This is a genomic window from Streptomyces sp. CB02366 (assembly GCF_001905905.1).
In the GTDB taxonomy this organism is placed as follows: domain Bacteria; phylum Actinomycetota; class Actinomycetes; order Streptomycetales; family Streptomycetaceae; genus Streptomyces.
In genome coordinates this window covers 1208300-1226214 of sequence record NZ_LIVT01000001.1, presented here as the reverse complement: position 1 = coordinate 1226214, position 17915 = coordinate 1208300, and the positions used below count along the sequence as shown (strand labels likewise).

General features: G+C 72.4%; 11 protein-coding genes, 1 pseudogene and 2 CRISPR repeat arrays. Of the genes and pseudogenes, 5 read left to right on the top strand and 7 right to left on the bottom strand.

All coding sequences use genetic code 11. The features are described 5' to 3' along the window. Window positions 1-204 precede the first annotated feature (204 nt). Window positions 205-3030, top strand: a complete 2826-nt coding sequence (locus AMK24_RS05425; protein WP_073765432.1) for a glycosyl hydrolase — start codon at window positions 205-207, stop codon at window positions 3028-3030. Between the two features lie 195 nt (window positions 3031-3225). Here the strand turns inward: AMK24_RS05425 and AMK24_RS05420 are convergent, their stop codons facing one another. Next, a complete protein-coding gene (locus AMK24_RS05420) occupies window positions 3226-4269 on the bottom strand; it encodes a LacI family DNA-binding transcriptional regulator (protein ID WP_073765430.1) in 1044 nt (347 codons plus the stop codon). Between the two features lie 311 nt (window positions 4270-4580). Between AMK24_RS05420 and AMK24_RS05415 the strand changes: the two genes are divergently transcribed. Beyond that, entirely contained in the window at window positions 4581-4823 is a 243-nt protein-coding gene (locus AMK24_RS05415; RefSeq protein ID WP_073765715.1) for a hypothetical protein, read from the top strand. Next, a complete protein-coding gene (locus AMK24_RS05410; RefSeq protein WP_073765398.1) occupies window positions 4813-5064 on the top strand; it encodes a hypothetical protein in 252 nt (83 codons plus the stop codon). The genes AMK24_RS05415 and AMK24_RS05410 overlap by 11 nt, the downstream gene beginning before the upstream one ends. Window positions 5065-5236: 172 nt before the next feature. Here the strand turns inward: AMK24_RS05410 and AMK24_RS05405 are convergent, their stop codons facing one another. Then, the gene (locus AMK24_RS05405) at window positions 5237-5590 is read right to left on the bottom strand and encodes a PRC-barrel domain-containing protein (RefSeq protein WP_073765396.1); all 354 of its coding nucleotides are present in this window, start codon (window positions 5588-5590) and stop codon (window positions 5237-5239) included. A 310-nt stretch (window positions 5591-5900) separates the two neighbouring features. On the opposite strand from AMK24_RS05405, the gene AMK24_RS05400 reads away from it, so the two are divergent. Then, complete coding sequence (locus AMK24_RS05400) at window positions 5901-8456, top strand: ATP-binding protein (RefSeq protein ID WP_073765394.1); 2556 nt, start codon at window positions 5901-5903, stop codon at window positions 8454-8456. Here the strand turns inward: AMK24_RS05400 and AMK24_RS05395 are convergent. After that, window positions 8422-8871 carry a response regulator gene (locus tag AMK24_RS05395; protein WP_073765392.1) on the bottom strand — a complete coding sequence of 150 codons (450 nt, stop codon included), beginning with the start codon at window positions 8869-8871 and terminating at the stop codon, window positions 8422-8424. The two genes, AMK24_RS05400 and AMK24_RS05395, sit on opposite strands and share 35 nt — an antisense overlap. Next, window positions 8868-10679 carry a PP2C family protein-serine/threonine phosphatase gene (locus AMK24_RS05390; protein ID WP_073765390.1) on the bottom strand — a complete coding sequence of 604 codons (1812 nt, stop codon included), beginning with the start codon at window positions 10677-10679 and terminating at the stop codon, window positions 8868-8870. The genes AMK24_RS05395 and AMK24_RS05390 overlap by 4 nt, the downstream gene beginning before the upstream one ends. A gap of 439 nt (window positions 10680-11118) precedes the next feature. Here AMK24_RS05390 and AMK24_RS05385 point away from each other — a divergent pair, with 439 nt between their 5' ends. Further along, window positions 11119-11730, top strand: coding sequence for a Uma2 family endonuclease (locus AMK24_RS05385; RefSeq protein ID WP_073765388.1), 612 nt, complete (start codon window positions 11119-11121; stop codon window positions 11728-11730). A 12-nt stretch (window positions 11731-11742) separates the two neighbouring features. Here the strand turns inward: AMK24_RS05385 and AMK24_RS05380 are convergent, their stop codons facing one another. The 3 genes and pseudogenes from AMK24_RS05380 to AMK24_RS05370 all read right to left on the bottom strand — a co-directional run bounded on the left by AMK24_RS05380 (window position 11743) and on the right by AMK24_RS05370 (window position 16373). After that, window positions 11743-12363, bottom strand: coding sequence for an NADPH-dependent F420 reductase (locus tag AMK24_RS05380; RefSeq protein ID WP_073765386.1), 621 nt, complete (start codon window positions 12361-12363; stop codon window positions 11743-11745). Between the two features lie 240 nt (window positions 12364-12603). Further along, window positions 12604-13364: direct repeats of the CRISPR family, unit length 29 nt; unit sequence GGGACCACCCCCGCACGCGCGGGGACCAC. 250 nt (window positions 13365-13614) lie between these two features. Continuing rightward, a complete protein-coding gene (locus AMK24_RS05375; protein WP_073765384.1) occupies window positions 13615-14763 on the bottom strand; it encodes a MarR family transcriptional regulator in 1149 nt (382 codons plus the stop codon). A 423-nt stretch (window positions 14764-15186) separates the two neighbouring features. Next, window positions 15187-16373, bottom strand: a pseudogene (locus AMK24_RS05370) (dihydrofolate reductase family protein). An 84-nt stretch (window positions 16374-16457) separates the two neighbouring features. Then, window positions 16458-17281: a CRISPR direct-repeat array (repeat unit 29 nt; unit sequence GGGACCACCCCCGCGTGCGCGGGGACCAC). Between the last annotated feature and the right edge of the window lie 634 nt (window positions 17282-17915).

The following is a 17915-nucleotide window of genomic DNA, read 5'->3' as shown; positions in this document are numbered from 1 at the left end:
GAGCGCCTTGAGAGCGCTCTCAAAACCTGCGTCTGGAGCGTCTCCCACCACCTCCGCCCCGTCAAGACTCGAACGCATAACGGCTTGGCTTTGCCCGGGAGGTGCTCCAACTGCCCTGCGTGCGGGTTCTCTTGACACTCACGTTTCAGGAGTTTTACGTTCCTTGGCACTTGAGAGCGCTCTCGAAAGCGCTCTTCCCCCCCCATGATCGAGGTGCTGCTCGTGCGAACCTCCCTCTCCCGACCCGCTTTCCGCACCACTCCCAGACCGGTGGCCGCGACGCTCCTCGCCGTCGCCGTGGCCGCCGTGGGCCTGGGGCCCGCCGCCTCTCCCGCTGCCGCCGCCACCCTCCCCGCCGGCGCCGGCAGCTACACCGACTCCCGTCCCGCCGGCGCCTCGGGCCCGACCACCAACACCGGTGCGCCCGTCACCCCGAAACTCACCACCGCCGCGCGCGACAAGCCGGTCCCGACCAACGACTGGTGGTCCTCGCTCGCCTTCCAGCGCTACGGCGACAACCCGTACAGCACCCCCATGTACGGCCACCCGCTCACCTACCAGGCCAAGGCGTCCGGCCTGGAGGTCGGCTATCCGACCACGCCCGCGATCGTCGGCGACGGCCGCCAGTACGAGTACGCCCACAAGGCCGACCTGACCGTCGGGCTGAGCGGACTGAACTCCCCGGACACCAAGGCCGACGCCTGGTCCGACTGGACGGTCACGCCCTACTGGGCCGACGGCTCCCGCACCTTCCGGGCCACCATCGGCCACGGCATGCCCTTCGTGTATGCCAAGGGCTCCGGCGGCGACGCCCGCATCACCACCGCCTCCACGCCCACCGTCTTCTCCGACCAGGGCAACGTCCTCGGCCTCACCGTCGCCGGGCACCACTACGCCCTCTTCGCGCCGACCGGCAGCGACTGGAACGTCTCCGGCACCGCGATCACGGCCGGGCTCGGCGGGAAGGACTACTTCTCGCTCGCCGTGCTGCCCTCCCAGGACGCGCTCGCGACCTACCGGAAGTACGCCTTCAGCTTCGTCACCGGCTCCCAGGTGGCCTGGCAGTCCACCGGCGGAACGGTGAAGGCGACCTACAGCCTGACCACCGAGGCCAAGGAGGGCGCCGAGCGCTCCACGCTCCAGGCCCTCTACCGCCACCAGTGGCTGCACACCACGGACGCGCTCACCCCGTACACGTACGTGTCGCCGCGCGGCACGATGAAGGTGCGCGAGTCCGCGTCCTTCACCACCAGCCAGAAGAACAACGGCGTCGTGCCCGCCCTGCCCGCCTCCAGCGGCGTCGACAAGGCCCGGCTGACCGGCTACCTCGACGAGGTGGCGAACGCCGCCGACCCGTTCTCCGGCGCCTCGGACACCTACTGGACCGGCAAGGCGCTCGGCCGCCTCGCCCAACTGGTGCCCGTGGCCGACCAGATCGGCCAGACCGCCACCCGCGACAAGCTCCTCGGCCTGATGAAGGGCCGGCTCCAGGAGTGGTTCACGGCGGGCGGCCCCAGTGAGTTCAGCTACGACAAGGACTGGAAGACCCTCACCGGCTACCCGGCCTCCTACGGCAGCGACACCGAACTCAACGACCACCACTTCCACTACAGCTACTACGTGTACGCGGCGGCGATCATCGCCCAGTACGACCAGGCATGGGCCGCCGACCCGGCCTGGGGCACGATGGTCAAGCACCTGATCCGCGACACCGCCAACCCCAGCCGCACCGATTCCGCCTACCCGTTCCTGCGCGGCTTCGACGTGTACGCGGGCCACAGCTGGGCCTCCGGCCACCAGGGCTTCGCGGCCGGCAACAACCAGGAGTCCTCGTCGGAGTCCATCAACCTCAGCGCCGGCCTCGTCCTGTGGGGCGCGGCCACCGGTGACAACGCGCTGCGGGACCTGGGCAGTTACCTGCTGACGACCGAGTCCGAGGCGATCACCCAGTACTGGTTCGACGCGAACCAGCAGGTCTTCCCCGCCTCCTTCGGCCACGACACGGTCGGCATGGTCTGGGGCAGCGGCGGCGCGTACTCCACCTGGTGGACCGCCAACCCCGAGGAGATCCACGGCATCAACGTCCTCCCCGTGACGGGCGGTTCACTCCACCTGGCCCGCGAGAAGGCGGCCGTCAAGCGGAACATCGCCGAGATGGAGCGCGAGAACGGCGGACCGGCCCAGGAGTGGCGCGATCTGCTCTGGGAGTTCGAATCGCTCTCCGACCCGGCGGCGGCCAAGGCCAAGTGGGACGGGGTGAACGGCAACTACACCCCCGAGCAGGGCGAGTCCAGGGCGCACACCTACCACTGGCTCTCCACCCTCGCCTCCGTCGGCGCGCCCGACATGGCGGTCAGCGGCGACCTGCCGACCTCCGCGGTCTTCTCGAAGGACGGGGTCCGCACCTACACCGCCCACAACCACGGCTCCACCGCCCGCACGGTCACCTTCTCGGACGGCAAGACCCTGTCCGTACCGGCCCGTTCGACCGCCACGAGTACGGGGCCCGGCGGCACCGACCCGGGCCCGGGGGAGCCCGGCGAGCCGTCCACCGGGAACGCCTTCCGGCTGAAGTCCGGGGGCGTCCTCACCACATCCACCACCGACCCGGCGGGCGTGGACACCATCGCCTCGGCGGACGGCGTCAACCGGGACGGCACCCCGTACCGGCCGAACGTCTACGAGATCAAGAAGGTCAACGGCAAGGTCGCCGCGGGCGCGGCCACCGCGTTCCGCCTCCGGGTGGACGCGGGCACGAAGGTCGGCCTCGCCCCGCAGGTCCGGGTCAGCTACGACCTGACGGGCGACGGCACGTTCGACCGGGCCGAGACCTTCCGCTACTTCGCGACCGACCCGGTCAACGGGTGGGAGGAGTACACCCAGGCGTCCGGCACGAAGGCGGTCACCGGAAGCCTGGGCGAGCTGAGGAACGGCACGGTCCGGCTGGAGATCTGGAACGCGCTCGGCAACGGCACGTCCCAGGTGCAGACCGGCACGGACGCGGCGGTCCTCAGAATCCCGTACGCGTAGGCCCCCCTACGCGTAGATCCCGTACGTGTAGATCCTGTGCGGGACGGCATCCCGTACGCGTAGAACGACGACGTACGGGCACGATCGGTGCGGCGGGTCTCCGGCTCCTCAGGGCGGCGGCCCGCCGCCCTCGTGTCCGCCGGGCCGCACCCGGCCAGGGGCGCACCCCCGGGGGCCCCTCAGGTAGAGGTCCCCTCAGGCGGAGGCGCGGCGCACCAGGGTGGTCGGGGTGATCACCGACTCCGGGGCCTCGCCGTCGCCCGTACGGTCCCGGTCCAGGGCGCGCAGCAGCAGCCGGGCCATCAGCCGCCCCTGGCCCTCGATCTCCTGGGCCACGGTCGTCAGCGGCGGATCGGTCTCCGCGGCCACCGAGTCCATGTCGTCGAACCCCACCAGCGCCACCTGTTCCGGCACCGCGATCCCCCGCTCGCGCAGCACCCGCAGCGCCCCCGACGCCATCAGGTCGTTGGCGGCGAACACCGCGTCCAGGTCGGGGTGGCGCTCCAGCAGCTCCGCCATGGCGCGCGCCCCGCTCTCCACGGTGAACGCGCCGTCCGCCACGAGTGTGGGGTCCGCGTCCGGCAGCACGTCCCGGTAGCCGTCGAGGCGGTCCGTCGCGGAGGTCTGGTCGGCGGGTCCGGCGATGTGCGCGATGCGCTCGCGCCCCAGGTCGCGCAGGTGCCGCACGGCCAGCCGCGCCCCGCCCCGGTTGTCCGCGTCGACGTACGGGACGCCCTGGTCGCCCGGGTCGGCGGTCCAGCTGGGCCGGCCCCCGTAGACCGCCGGAATGCCCGCCCGCCGGGTGATCGCGGGCACCGGGTCGTCGGTGTGCAGGGAGAAGGCGAGCGCCCCGTCGACGTGCCCGCCCGCCAGGTAGCGCGCTATCCGGTCGAAGTCCCCGGGCCCCTCCACCAGGAGCAGGACGAGCTGGGTGTCGTGGGCGGTCAGCTCCTTGCTGATGCCGCGGATCTGCTGGGAGAAGAAGGGGTCCGAGAAGAACCGGGTCTCGGGCTCCGCGACGACGACGGCCACCGCCCCGGTGCGCCGGGTGACGAGGGTCCGCGCCGCGTGGTTGGGGATGTACCCCAGCTCCTCGACCGCCTGGAGCACCTTGTCCACGAGCGGCTTGCGGACGCCGTCGCCCCCGTTGACGACCCGGGAGACGGTGGCCCGGGAGACCCCTGCGCGGGCGGCGACGGCTTCCAGGGTGGGCCGGGGCCCGCGGGACTGCTCGGGCAATGCGGTCGCTCCTTGTCGACGGGGCGGCGATACGCGGGCGGGTGCGGGGTGCGCAGCGGTGCGCGGGGCGGTGCGTGTGCTCGGTGTCGTCGCCTGACCTCCTACAGCCTAACGCCGAGCGCGGACGGCTCTGAGAGCGCTCCCAAGCGCCCTTCCCGGGGAGCCGGGGAGCGACCGGCCGGGCGCCGCTCCGGAGAGGGTGACGGACGGTAGCGGTGAGGAGGTTGCCGGAAGTGCGCCTCTTCCGGGCGACCTGCGCGTTGGACACGCTGGGTATGCATGTCCATCACGCAGAGTGGAAGGTGTGCGGCATGGAAGCGATGGAGCGGCGCAGGGCGGCGGCCGAACGGGTGCGGACGGCGGAGGACGCCGTGGAGCGGTTGAAGGCGGGGTTCGCGGGGGCCGGGGTGAAGCTGCCGTCCCTGCGGGTCGATCCGGTCTCGTGCGCGGGCGACGAGCCCACGCCCCTGGTCGACCTGGGGCGCTGCAACATCGACACCGCGCTGCGGCTGTGCGAGGTGCTGGCGGAGAAGGAGAGCGGTCATGACGGGTGAGGGATGCGCACCGGGCGCTTCCGAGGCGGGTGCGGCCGGTGCGGGCGCGTTCGCGGTGGACGCGCGGGACGGCCGGGTCGGCCGGGTGGTCGGCCGCGCGGGGACGAACGTACGGCTGCGTCCGCCCGGGGGCGGACCGGAGTGGGAGTGCCCGTCCGACGCGGTACGGCCGGCGTCCCCGGGCGTGGTGCTCAGGGCCCGGGTGGCGGAGGCCAACAGGGAGAGCCAGCTCCCGCGTTGAGGCGGACGCGCCCGGCGCGGGCGCGACGCGACGCGACGGGAGGCGGGAGCGCCGCCTCGTCCGGAGGGCTGAGCCGGGTCGTGCGCCCGGCGCCCCGGGGCGAACACGCGGGACGGCGGAGCCGGCCCCTCCTCGGGGTCGGGCCCGCCGCCGTTCGTGGGAGCGCGCCGGATCACACGACGCGGAACGCCGTGTAGTACGCGGACAGCTGCTCGTGGTAGGCCGGGTCCTCGGTCTGCTGGTGCCGGTCGAACTCCGGGGAGTCCTTGACCTGCTCCTTGGTGAGGTCCACGTAGACCTTCCGGTCCTCGGGGTCGATGCGCTTCACCGTGCCCGCGGGGAGCAGGACGTCCTTGCCGAAGATCCAGACGCCGGTGTCCACGAGCAGGTAGGACGAACCCACCTCGTCGGAGTGCTTGTCGACCTTTCCGATACTGCCGTCGGTCGCCTCGACCGAATAGCCGGTCAGGTCGCTGCCCGCGATATGACCGCTCGACGGCTGGTAGCCCCACAGGGAGTCGCTCATTGTGGCTCCTTTCGCGACATCGCTCAGCTCGTTCTCTGCGGCGGACCATCGATATGCCCTTGATATTTCCGCTGACCTCCGTGTGCCCGTGAAGGGGCGGCCCACACCTGGCGGATCTCCCGGAGGAAGAGCCTGCCGGAAGGGGCGGGGAAAGGGCGGGCCGGAAAGGAGAGGGAAAGGAATCCGTGCGTCGGTTCCCGGTGTTTTCCCCGGCGCGGGGAATACTCGGATGATTTCCGCCCCGGCCGGCCGCCGCCGCCCGGAACCGGAATGGTAGGAAGGGCTGACCCCGAGGGACGGAGAACAGACGGTGTCCGATGAGGTGCGGGGTTGGCTGACCCCGAGGGCGGTCGAGGCCGAGGCCGACGTCAGCCAGGAGTTCGACCTCACGCAGTGCGTGCGCGAGCCGATCCACCTGCTGGGCGGCGTCCAGTCGTACGGGGCGCTGATCGCCGCGCGGCTGGACGACGCGGTCGTGGACACCGTGAGCCGGAACGCGGGGGACGTGCTGGGCCGGGAGGCCGGGGAGCTGCTGGGCCGCCCGGTCACGGAGCTGATCGGCGACGAGCAGTGGGCCCTGGTCCGGGAGAGCACATCGGTCCTGGAGGCCGCGGTGGACCCCGCCTCGCCCGACGCGGACCCGGACGCCGGGGCGCGGGACGTGACCGCCTCCTCCGGCGTGCTGCCCCTGACGGTGGAGGGCGGGGGCGGGCCCCGGTCGTACGACGTGACCGTCCACCGCAACGGCGACCTGCTGGTCCTGGAGTTCGAACCCCGCCCCGCGGGCGGACCGTTCGTGTTCCAGAACTTCTACCCCAAAGTGCGGCGGGCCCTGCAGAAACTCCAGGGGGCGACCGACGTCACCGCGTGCTGCACGGCCGCGGTCCGCGAGGTCCAGGCGCTCACCGGGTACGACCGGGTGGTGGCGTACCGCTTCGACGGCCGCGACGGGCCCGGCCAGGTGATCGCGGAGGCGCGCAACGAGGGGCGCGAACCGTGGCTCGGGCTGTGGTTCCCGGCCACCGACATCCCGCCGCAGGCCCGCCGCCTCTACGCCCGCAACTGGATCCGGGTCATCGGCGACGTGGACGACCGCACGGCCGGGCTCGTCCCCGAGCTGCGGGAGGAGACGGGGCAGCCGCTGGACCTGTCGGCGTCCGTGCTGCGGACGGTCTCCGGCTACCACCTGGAGTACCTGCGCAACATCGGGGTGGCCTCCTCCATGTCCGTATCGCTGCTGCACGAGGGGGAGTTGTGGGGGCTGATCGCCTGCCACGGCGACGAGCCGACGCGGCTGACGCCCGAAGTGCGGGCGGCGTGCGAGTTCTTCGGGATCGCGCTCTCCCTGCAACTGGCCGCCGTCGCCGGGCGCGAGGAGGCGGACGAGCTGGCCCGCAGCCGGCGGACGCTCGCCACGTTGCTGGCCCGCTCGGCCTCCCTGGCGCCGGACGCGTTGATGCGCCCGGGTTCCGGAATGGCCGAACTGCTCGCCGCGGACGGGGCGGTACTGCTGCGGGGAGCGGAGATACTGACGGTGGGGGACCCCGTGCCCGAGGCGCTGCCCGGGCTGCTGGACCGGCTCGCCCGGGAGGCGCCGGTCGGGGAGGTGTGGAGCACCGACCGGCTGCCCGAGGTGCTGGGCCTGGAGCGGGAGGAGGCGGAGGGGGCCGAGGAGCGGGGCGTGCCCGCCGGGCTCCTCTTCCTGCCCTTCAACCGGGACGGCGACCTGCTGGCCTGGTGGCGCCACGAACAGCCCGCACCCCGGGAGTGGGCCGCGGACCCGGCCCGCCCGGTGCGCACGGGGCCGGGCGGCGAGCGGCTGACCCCGCGCGGTTCGGCGGCGGTCTACCGGGCGACCGTACGGGGGCGGAGCGCCCCGTGGAGCCCGGCCCAGCGGGTGGTCGCCGCCGAGCTGTGGCGGGAGGTGTCGGGGGTGCTGTCGCGGCAGGTGGTGGAGCTGGAGGCGCGGAACACGGAGCTGTCCCGGACCAACGAGGACCTGGACTCGTTCGCGCACGCGGCGGCCCACGACCTCAAGGAGCCGCTGCGGGGGATCTCCAACGCCGCCGCGTTCATCGTCGAGGACGCCGGAACCGTACTGGACGCGACGTCCCTGCGCCGTCTGACCACCGTACGGCGGCTCGCGGAGCGCATGGACGGGCTGCTGGACTCCCTGTTGCACTTCTCCCGCCTGGGGCAGGTGGGCCTGGTGCGGGAGACGCTGTCGGTGGACGAGGTGCTGGACGACGCCCTGGAGGTGGCCGGGGGGCGGCTCGCCGAGCGCGGGGTGACGCTGGTGCGCCCGGCGGCCCTGCCCCGGCTGCGGGCGGACCGGGAGCGGTTGCGCGAGGTGCTGGAGAACCTGCTCGTGAACGCGGCCAAGTACGCGGCGGACGAGGGCACGGGGGAGCGCCGGGTGTGGATCGAGGCGGTACGGGTTCCGGCGCCGGCCGGTGACGGTACGCGCGGAGAGGGCGGCGGCGGCGCGACCACGGGCACGGGCGCCGGTACGGGCGCGGACGCGGGTACGGACGCGGGTACGGGTACGGGCACGGACGCGGGCACGGGCGCCGGTACGGGTACGGGCACGGGTACGGTGACGGCCCTCGTCGTCCGGGACAACGGCATCGGCATCCCGGCCGGGCAGCAGGCGGACGTCCTCCAGCTGTTCCGGCGGCTGCACCGCCGCGACGAGCGGGGCGGCGGTTCGGGCGTCGGCCTCGCCGTGGTCAAGCGGATCGTGGAACGGCACGGGGGCCGCCTGTGGCTGGAGAGCCCGGCCGCCGCACCGGACCCCGACTGCGGCGGAGGGCCGGGCACGGCCGTCTGGTTCACGCTGGGGGAGCAGTCCGAGGAGGGTCGGTGACCCCGCCGGCCGCCCCGCGCGGCAGCCAGAAGTCGACCGCTCCCTGGAGGACGGTCCGGAACAGCTCGAAGTTGACCGGCTTGTAGATGTAACTGTCCGCGCCCGCCGCGTAGCAGGCGTCCTCCTCGGCGGAGGCCGTGGAGGAGGTGAAGACCACCACGGTCAGCGACGCGCACGCGGAGTGGGCGCGCAGCTGCGACAGCAGCGTCAGGCCGTTCACACCCGGCATGTTGAGGTCGAGGAGCAGCAGGTCGGGGGTCCGGGCGGCCGGGTCCAGGAGGCGCGGGAGCACCGCCTCGCTGCGCGGGGCGAACTCCAGGTCCACCAGGGGGCGCGAGCGGGACAGGGCGCGTTGGATGGCCTCGGTGTCCTCCTCCGAGTCCTCGACCACCAGGATCAGTCCGTCACCGGTCATCGCGTCGCCGCCTGTTCGAGCAGGGTTTCCAGAAGATGGGGGCCGTCGGAGGGCGGGACGCCGTTCCATCGGGCCACGAGCAGGGCGATGTCGTCCTGCCCGGAGGCACGGAAGGCCCTGGCCTGCCGGGCCAGGGTCTCCGCGATGCGGGCGGCGTCGCCGCCGCGCAGGGCCGAGAGGCGCTGCGGCAGGACGCTCTCGAAGAACGTGCCGTCCGCCTCCCGGGACTCCGTCAGCCCGTCGGTGAACAGCACGAGGGCGTCGCCGGGGCCCAGGGAGTCCTCGTGGCTCTCGTACGCGACGTCGTCCAGGACGCCGAGGAGCAGGCCGCCGGAGACGATCTCCCCGATGGAGCCGTCCGCGCGGAGCACCAGGGGGCGCGGGTGGCCGGCACTGCACGTGGTGAGCAGGGCGGTGCCGTCGGGGCGGGGCGCCATCGTCACGACGACCGCGGTGAGGAAGCGGCTCGCCCCCTCCTGGCGCAGCGCCCGGTTGAGGCGGCTCAGGGCGGTGCCCGGATCGGTGCCCTCCTCCAGGAGGGTGCGCAGGGTGTGCCGGGCCAGCCCGGTGAGGGCGGCGGCCTCCGCGCCGCGCCCGCAGACGTCGCCGATGAGCACGGCGAGGCTGCCGTCGGGGCGGACCACGGCGTCGTAGAAGTCGCCGCCGACGTCGAGCATCGGGTCGCCGACCTCGTAGCTCGCCGACAGGTCCCACCCCGGCGTGGCCGGAAGCGTCGAGGGGAGCAGGTGCTCCTGGAGCGAGAGGACGGCGTGGCGGCGCATCTCGTACAGCAGGGCGTTGTCGATGGCGAGGGCGGCGCGGGAGGCGAGGCTGTCGAGGAAGGCGCTGCCGGGCAGCCGGTCCTCGGCGCGCTGGTAGACGAAGGTGATGGTGCCCACGACGCGGCCGCGGGCCCGCAGGGTGCTGACGCTGACCACCGTGGGGTGCTGGTCGGCCGGTCCCGGTCCGGCGGGCCCGTACGCGACGAACGGAGAACCTTCGAGGGCGGCGCCGCTCAGGAAGACCGCCTGGTCGGCGTCGCCGCGGCGGCCGAGCAGGGCAGCCAGCCACGGGTCGTCGCGGCCCACGGCCTCCAGCGCGCGCTGCTGCCGGACGGCCACGTGGGTGGCGGCGACGAACTCGGGCCCGTCCTGGCGCAGCAGGTGGACGAGGCACCCCTCCGCGACGGCCGGGACCGCTATCCGGGCCACCCGTCTGAGGGTGTCCTCGATGTCGAGCGACGAGTCCATCTGGAGCGACGCCTCGGCGAGCAGCGCGTCGGAGGCGGCCCGGCGGGCCTCGCGGCCGCGCTGGAGGATGCCGGTGTGGCAGGCGACGATGACGTCGACGGCCTGCGCCAGGCGGCGGGCCACCTCTTGCGTGTCGGCCGAGGGGTCCACGGCGAGGCTGAGGGCCGCCCAGCCGCGCCGGTCGAGCCGGAACGTGCACGCCACGACGGAGGCCCCCGGCGACTGCCGCAGGAACTCCGCCTCCGGCCACGCCCCGTCGTCGAGGTCGGCGACGGCGGTCCGGGCCACGACCGGCTCCCCGTCGGGTTCGCGGGCGGCGGCCCCCGGCATCGAGCGGGCCGCCGCGACGATCACCGGGGTGTCGCTCCCGGCGCGGAGGGCCCGCATGTACCGCAGGGTCGCGTCCTCGTCCCACCGGGTGCCCACGACGAGGTGGACGCCGGGAGTGGCGAGGAGCGGCGCGTAGACGTCGTCCGCCAGCGCGCCGACCTCCTCGGCCCGCGAAGCGGCCTGCCAGAGCCGGTGCAGCGCACCGGACCAGGCGTCGTCGTCGCCCATGCTCCCGCCTCCGCTTCCGTCGCTTTCGCGTCTCCACGGCCAGTATGACCGGAGGGTCGGACACTCATACGTGAAGCCGGGGGCCGTACGGGGACTGCTCCGGCCGCTCGGCGGCGGCCCGGGGCCCTCGGCGTACGGGTGCGGCCGGGGGCCTGGGCGTACGGGTGCGGCTCGGAGCCTCGGTGTACGGGTGCGGACGGGCGGGACCGGACCGTCGCCGAGGCTTGAGGGGCGGGGCGGAGGGGCGGGTCGTCGGAGTCGCCGGTTTCCCCTCCACCGCCCGGTTCGAGAGCGGCGGGGAGCAGGGCCCCGAGATGCGCCCCGGGGCGTGCTGCCTGCGTGGGGCCACCCGTCCGTGGGACGCTGGGGGAGAACGGCCGGCGGCCGTGACCCCCCGGATCTAGCCTGCTCGGCAAGGCCACGGAAGAAGGGACCCGCGATGACCGCAGCGTTTGTCGAGAACGGCCAGGCATCGGATGGGCGCGCGTGGGACTACCTCCTGCAGACATGGCGTGAACTGGACGTGCCCGAGGGATGGCGCGCCGAGATCGACGAGGGGCAGATCGTTTTGGTACCGCCGCCGCACGCACACCACAACGGCATCGCCGAAGCGGTGCAGCGCCGCCTCTATCGGGGCCTTCCTGAGGGGCTGGGGATCTACCAGACCCTGGGAATCCACATCGCGCCCCTCGGCAAGCTGTACGTCCCCGACCTGGTCGTCATGCCCACCGAGCTGATCGCCGCCGCCGATCCGGAGACCAGCGACCCGATGGATGCCTCGGAGGCGCTGCTCGTCGTCGAGATCACGTCGCGCGGCAACGCCCGGGAGGACCGGACCAAGAAGTACCGCGCCTACGCCCGCGCGAGCATTCCGATGTACCTGTTGATCGATCGGTTCGACACCCGGGGGCCGATGGCCACCCTGTTCTCCGAGCCGAACGAGGACGGCACCTACAAGCACACGGACGCGGTGCCGTTCGGCAAGCCGCTGACGGTGCCCTCCCCGTTCGACGTCGAGCTGCTGACGGGGGAGTTCCCGGCACCCGCCTGAGACGTGGTGCGGTTACGGGCGGGTGACCACCTTGACGTTGAAGGTGTGGGAGCCCACCCCGCCCGCGATCCCCATGAACAGGAACGCGAAGTGCTCCTGCCCGCGCGCGGTCGTGATGCCGCCGATGTCCAGCTGGGAGGAGACCGGCCAGCCGAGGTCGGTGAGCAGCTTTCCGGTGGTGGCCTTGGCCTCGGGGTCGTCGCCGGAGAGGAAGACGGTGCCCGGCTCGGTGAGGTCGCCCGGCGCGACCATCGTGGTCGCGTCCATGGTGCAGAGCGTCTTGACGACGGGGGTGAGCGGGAATGCCTCCTGGATCAGTTCGCCCAGGCTGTTGTTGGGATGGGTGAGGGTGCTGAAGTCGTCAGAGAGGCCGACCCCGACATCGATCAGCAGCGTGCCGGCCAGCGCGGGCGCCCCGATGGAGCGGAGCAGGTCCAGAGAGACGCCGCCGGGGGTGGCGTTGACGAGGACTTCCGCGTGGGCGGCGGTCTCGTCCAGCCCCGCGACCGCCAGACCGAGGCCGCCCCGCTCCCGTGGACGGCGCGATCCGAGGAGGACGTCGTGCCCTGCGGCGCGCCAGCGGTGGGCCAGGGTGCGGGCGACATTTCCGGTGCCGAGCAGTCCGATTCGCATGCGGGTGACGCTAGTTGGGGGTGTGGGCGGGCGTATCGGGCCGGGGGCGGGGGCGTACCGGTACCTGCGGCGTAGTCCGCTGGGTGGGGGACGGGCGGGCCGGGTCGGGAGTCCGTGTTGGGGCCGACCCCGCGTGCGCGGGGACCACCCGCGCATGGCGAGCGTGAGGAGGAATGACCAGGACCCCCCCGCACGCGCAGGGACCCCAGCCTCCGCCTGGACCGCGGCTCGGCGGGAGGCTGGACCATCCCCGCACGCGCGGGGACCACAACGGTGCCCCGGAACTCCCGTTACCAGAAACGGGACCACCCCCGCACGCGCGGGGACCACGCGTGGCAACCCCGGAAAACTTGAGTACCAAAGGGACCACCCCCGCACGCGCGGGGACCACGAGTGGGCCGAGCCGGGTAAGGGGCCCGGCCGGGGACCACCCCCGCACGCGCGGGGACCACGCCGGGGCGACGCCGTAAACCTGGTTCGAGGGGGGACCACCCCCGCACGCGCGGGGACCACAAGACCACCCCGGCCGGGACCAAGTTCGGGCGGGGACCACCCCCGCACGCGCGGGGACCACGACGACCTCAGCGACGACGAGATCCGCGCCCTGGGACCACCCCCGCACGCGCGGGGACCACCCTGTACGGCGCGGGTGGTGGGGAGCTGCTCCAGGACCACCCCCGCACGCGCGGGGACCACGCCATCACTGCGATGGCAAGGCCATCTCTTTGAGGACCACCCCCGCACGCGCGGGGACCACACCCCGGACAACCTAGGGAAAGGGTTGACAGAGGGACCACCCCCGCACGCGCGGGGACCACCCCAGAATCAAGTGCAGCTCGCGACCCAAATGGGGACCACCCCCGCACGCGCGGGGACCACGGGAGCCGAAAGGGCCGGCTGCGGTCGCGGTCGGGACCACCCCCGCACGCGCGGGGACCACTCCTGCTGGAACTTGACCAGGTTGCGGTACAGGGGACCACCCCCGCACGCGCGGGGACCACAGTTCGTGACCTGCGGGTTTAGGCGGCGGGGAGGCGGTTTTTACTTACTTCTTGAGAAACCGACATAGCTGCCCCTTTGTTGCGGAACGGTCACGAGTGCGATGCAGCCGGTGTCATTCTGCCTGCTGTCGGTCTGGCTTCGGCGTAAGAAGCGGGGCTCCGCACCCCTTAAGCGTGGTCCTGGAGGTGGGTTGTGGGCGCCTTCCCTGCCCCCAGGGTGCGGCGGATGGGTTGGTCTGCTGGTTGCGAGTCACACGGGCTTGAGGAGGGTGCGGAGGTTGGCCATGTGGGCTTTGACGGCGGTGATTTCGGCGGGGGCGGGAATGCTTTCGCTGGTCCCGGTGTGGGTGTGGTGGCAGGGGCGGCAGAGGCCGTCCGGGAGCGCTTCCGCCGGGCCGGGGCGGCCGCATGTCGTGCATTCGATGAGGATGCGGCGGGCGGGTGCGGGGGCTTTGGAGGCCGGTGACATGGTTCCCGCCGTAGGGAGTTGGGGTGGGATTTTGTCGGTGAGGCGGCGGCGGAGGAGGCCGGCGGGGGAGTCGACCTGTGCGGGGAGTCCTGCGGTGAGGGCGCTGGTGAGGTAGTCGACGCTGACGCCGCGTGCGAGCCATGCGGTTGCGAGGGGTTCGAGGGTGGTGCAGTCGTGGGCGGAGAGGGCGAGGCGGTGGTCGTCGCGGCCCAGGCGGGCCAACGCCAGGTAGGCGGGGGAGTGCTGGGGCCCGGTGGTTGCGCGGAGTGCCGTCGGGACTTCACCAGGGGCGGGAGAGGCGGGCACCGGGGTGACGGGGGTTGCGGTCGCCATGGCCCTTGGGGGCGGGCCTTGTTCGGCGGGCTGGGGCTGGTGGGTGTAGGAGGTCGGGAACGGGGTGTGTTGCTGGGGTGCGGCGGTGGGTTCCGGGGCCCCTTCCGCACGTGCGTCGTCCGACTGTGAGGGTGCCTGCGGGGGCTCCTCGGCGGTTGCCCGTCGTGTCGGCGTCTCCACTGTCGGGGCCCCCGGTGGAGGTGGCGTGTCGGAGCGGGGGGTTTCCGGCCCGGCCGGGGCGATCGCCTGTACGACGGTCTCGGTGGCGAGGTAGGTGTTCCACCACTCGTTGTCGCGCGCGGTGCGGGACCAGAACGTGCGGTAGACCCAGCGGACTTGCTCCCCGTCTCCGACCGGGCACCGTACGCGGCGCAAGTGGCCTGCGACGGACAGGACGGACAGGGAGGTTCCGATCGCCTGCTGTCCGTACAGGGGCAGTTGCTTGGCTAACTGCTTCACGCTCATCGCCGCACCTTCGGGGAGGTGGTCGATGAACCCGGCCACGTACCGCTCGCGGGTCGGAAGCAGAGAGAAATCGTCTCGCGAGCGGGGTTGTTGGCCCGGAGCAGAGCGTTTGCCATAGCCGGGTTTGGCCATCGGGCAGGCGTGGGGGGCTGCTGGAGCGGGCGGGGCGGAGCTAAGGTGCTGAGTAGCCACGGGATCGGCTTTCTAGGTGAACGATCTTGCGGTGAGACCCTGGCCCGGTGGTTGCAACACCGTGTCGGGGTCGTTTAGTTCTCGCACCGTAGACAGTCGTCACGCTGTGCCGCAAGCCGTCACCATTAGTCATACTTGCTGGCCGTGACGGGGTGGGGAGGGTGGGAGGTTTTCCTTAACCCCCCTTATTTCCCTACCGGTTAAAGAAGGCGCTCGGGTCTCGGGGCTCGTATCCCGACGCCTGGATCCCGGGCCCCGAGCTTCGGGCCGCAGCCCCCATTCCCGTACTCCGAACGAGTGATCCGGTCCCACCCCGAAGAACGGGTCTCGGGTCTCGGTCCCCGGAGCTCGAGTTCCGGGCTGTCAGAGGAGGTGACGGTTGGGGGCCTGCGCGGCGGTCGCGTACTCGGGCAGTGCGAGGACCGTTGCTCCGGCGGCTTCGAGGATCGCACTGCCTTCCGCGCCCGCGACGAAGGTGTCGGGCTCGCTCCAGGCGGTGACGATGCGGTGCAGCCCGGCGTCCTTGATGAGTTGGGCGCAGGGGCGAGGACGGGATGCGCGCTGGGAGCAGGGCTCCAGGGAACTGTAGATCGTGGCGGTGGTGAGCGGGGTATCGGCGGCGGAGAGCTTGGCGAGGGCGGCCTCCTCGGCGTGGTCGTGGGGGTCGCTCTCGCGGGAGTAGCCGCGGGCCAGTTCGGTTCCGTCTGCAGCGACGATGACCGCTCCCACGCTGAAGGCGGTTGTGGAGGGTGTGCAGAGGGCAGCCAGCTCGCATGCGAGCGCGAGCCACTTCCGGTCTGCGGCGTTGGGCGTGCGGCCTGCACCAGGGGCGCCGGCCGAAGGAGTGGGGCTCATTGGGGCTCCGTGGAGGTGTCCTTGGGCGCGTATCTCAGAAGTACCACGTCGCCGATCTGCCGAGCCTCCATGAGCCGGAGCCGGGAGGTGGGGCCGCCGGGGTAGTCGGCTGGGCCGAACATGCGTACCGCGTCCGGTTGGCCGACCAGCAGCGGGGCGATGACGAGGTGGAGTTCATCGGCGAGCCCCGATCCGAGGAGTTGTGTGTGGAGGGTGCCGCCGCCCTCGACCATGAGCCGCTCGACGGCGTCCACGTCACCGAGGAGATCGAGAGCGGCGGGCCACGTGTTCTCGGCAGGGATGCTCTGAACGGAGGCGAGATTGCCGAGGTTCGAGCGGGCCTTCGTCGCGGCCGTGTCGCCGACGGCCAGCACGAGCTTGCCCCCGCCGTGATGCCAGAACTTCCAGTCGGGGTCAAGATCGCCAGTGCCGGTGATGGTGACCTTGAGGGGGTACTCCGGCTTACCGGCTGCGATCCGGGCGGCCCTGCGCTTCTCAGAGTTGACGAGGAGGCGGGGGTTATCGGCACGGAGAGTTCCGGCTCCCACGAGGATGGCGTCGACACCGGCTCGTACGGAGTCGACCCGGTCGAAGTCCTCTTTGTTGGAGAGCAGGAGCCGGGCCTCCCCAGGACGGGTGTCGAGGTGGCCGTCGATCGAGACGGCTGCGGACAGCAGGACGTATGGGTGGGGCATGCTGTCTCCAGAAGGTGTGCTGAGGGGTCAGACGGGTTGCAGGATGATGCGATCAAGCGATGCGCGGACCTCGGTGACGCCGTCCTCACCACCCCCGCGTGCGCGGGGACCACGCCGAGGAGCAGCCGCCCGCGCTCCTCGACCCGGGACCACCCCCGCGTGCGCGGGGACCACCTCGTCCCGGTCATCTCCGCGAAACTTATCGAGGGACCACCCCCGCGTGCGCGGGGACCACCCGGCGGCGACGGCCGCCAGGACGCGGTCCCGGGGACCACCCCCGCGTGCGCGGGGACCACGAACATCGGCTCCGACGCGACCTCGCGGCTTGGGGACCACCCCCGCGTGCGCGGGGACCACGGGGCGGTGGTACGCCGCCGGGGCCGTCATCAGGGACCACCCCCGCGTGCGCGGGGACCACTCGATGGGGTCACCACCGGTGAGGCGCTTCATGGGGACCACCCCCGCGTGCGCGGGGACCACGCAGAACCTCAGCCCCGCGCCCACCTGAGAAAAGGACCACCCCCGCGTGCGCGGGGACCACGGAGCAGGTCTCCCGGTGGTGGAGCAGCGGCCGGGGACCACCCCCGCGTGCGCGGGGACCACGCCGCTTCGAGCTTCGACCAGGCCCCCGCCAGGGGACCACCCCCGCGTGCGCGGGGACCACGCGGGTCCACATGCCGACCGCAGCCGAGACCAGGGACCACCCCCGCGTGCGTGGGGACCACCGGTCCGTCACCTCATGCCCCAATCTGCGGCAGGGACCACCCCCGCGTGCGCGGGGACCACAGGACGACGGCCACGACCAGGAGCAGCAGCACGGGACCACCCCCGCGTGCGCGGGGACCACGAGGAGGACCGCACCGGCTACACCCGCAGCAAGGGACCACCCCCGCGTGCGCGGGGACCACAGTTCGTGACCTGCGGGTTTAGGGGGCGGGGTGGCGGTTTTTACTTACTTCTTGAGAAACCGGCATATCTGGTCTTCCGTTACGAAGCGGTCAAGAGCATGGTGCAGTCGGTGTCATTCTGCCCGCTGGCAGTTTGGTCGGTCCGGCTTCGGCGTAAGAGGCGGGGTTCTGCCTCTCGGGGGACGTGGTTCCAGTCGGTGCGCACGCCGCGAGCGGGCCGCGCGCTTCCGAGGGGTTCGTGGGTGGCGCAGTCGTCGGTGGAGAGGACGAGACGGTTGTCGTTGCGGCCCAGGCGGGCGGTAGGGCGTACGGGTGGGGCACGCGTCTCCGGAAGGTGTGCTGAGGGGACAGGCGGGTTGCAGGATGATGCGGTCGAGCGAGACGAGGAACCCGGTGACGCCGTCCTCGCTGACCGCAGGAGCCGGCTCGGGCCGGACGGCTGAGCGGGCGCACTCGTTCCAAGTCTGCGCGGCCTGGGGTCGGATCAGGCGAACATGTCCATCGGTCCGCACGCGGCACCCCGATCACTACCGAGGAGATCTTCAGGTGTTCCAGCCGGCCTTACTTCCTCCGCCTCCACGGCCGAATGGCTACGTAGGGGCTTCTGCTGCAACTCATTGAACCTCTTTCATCC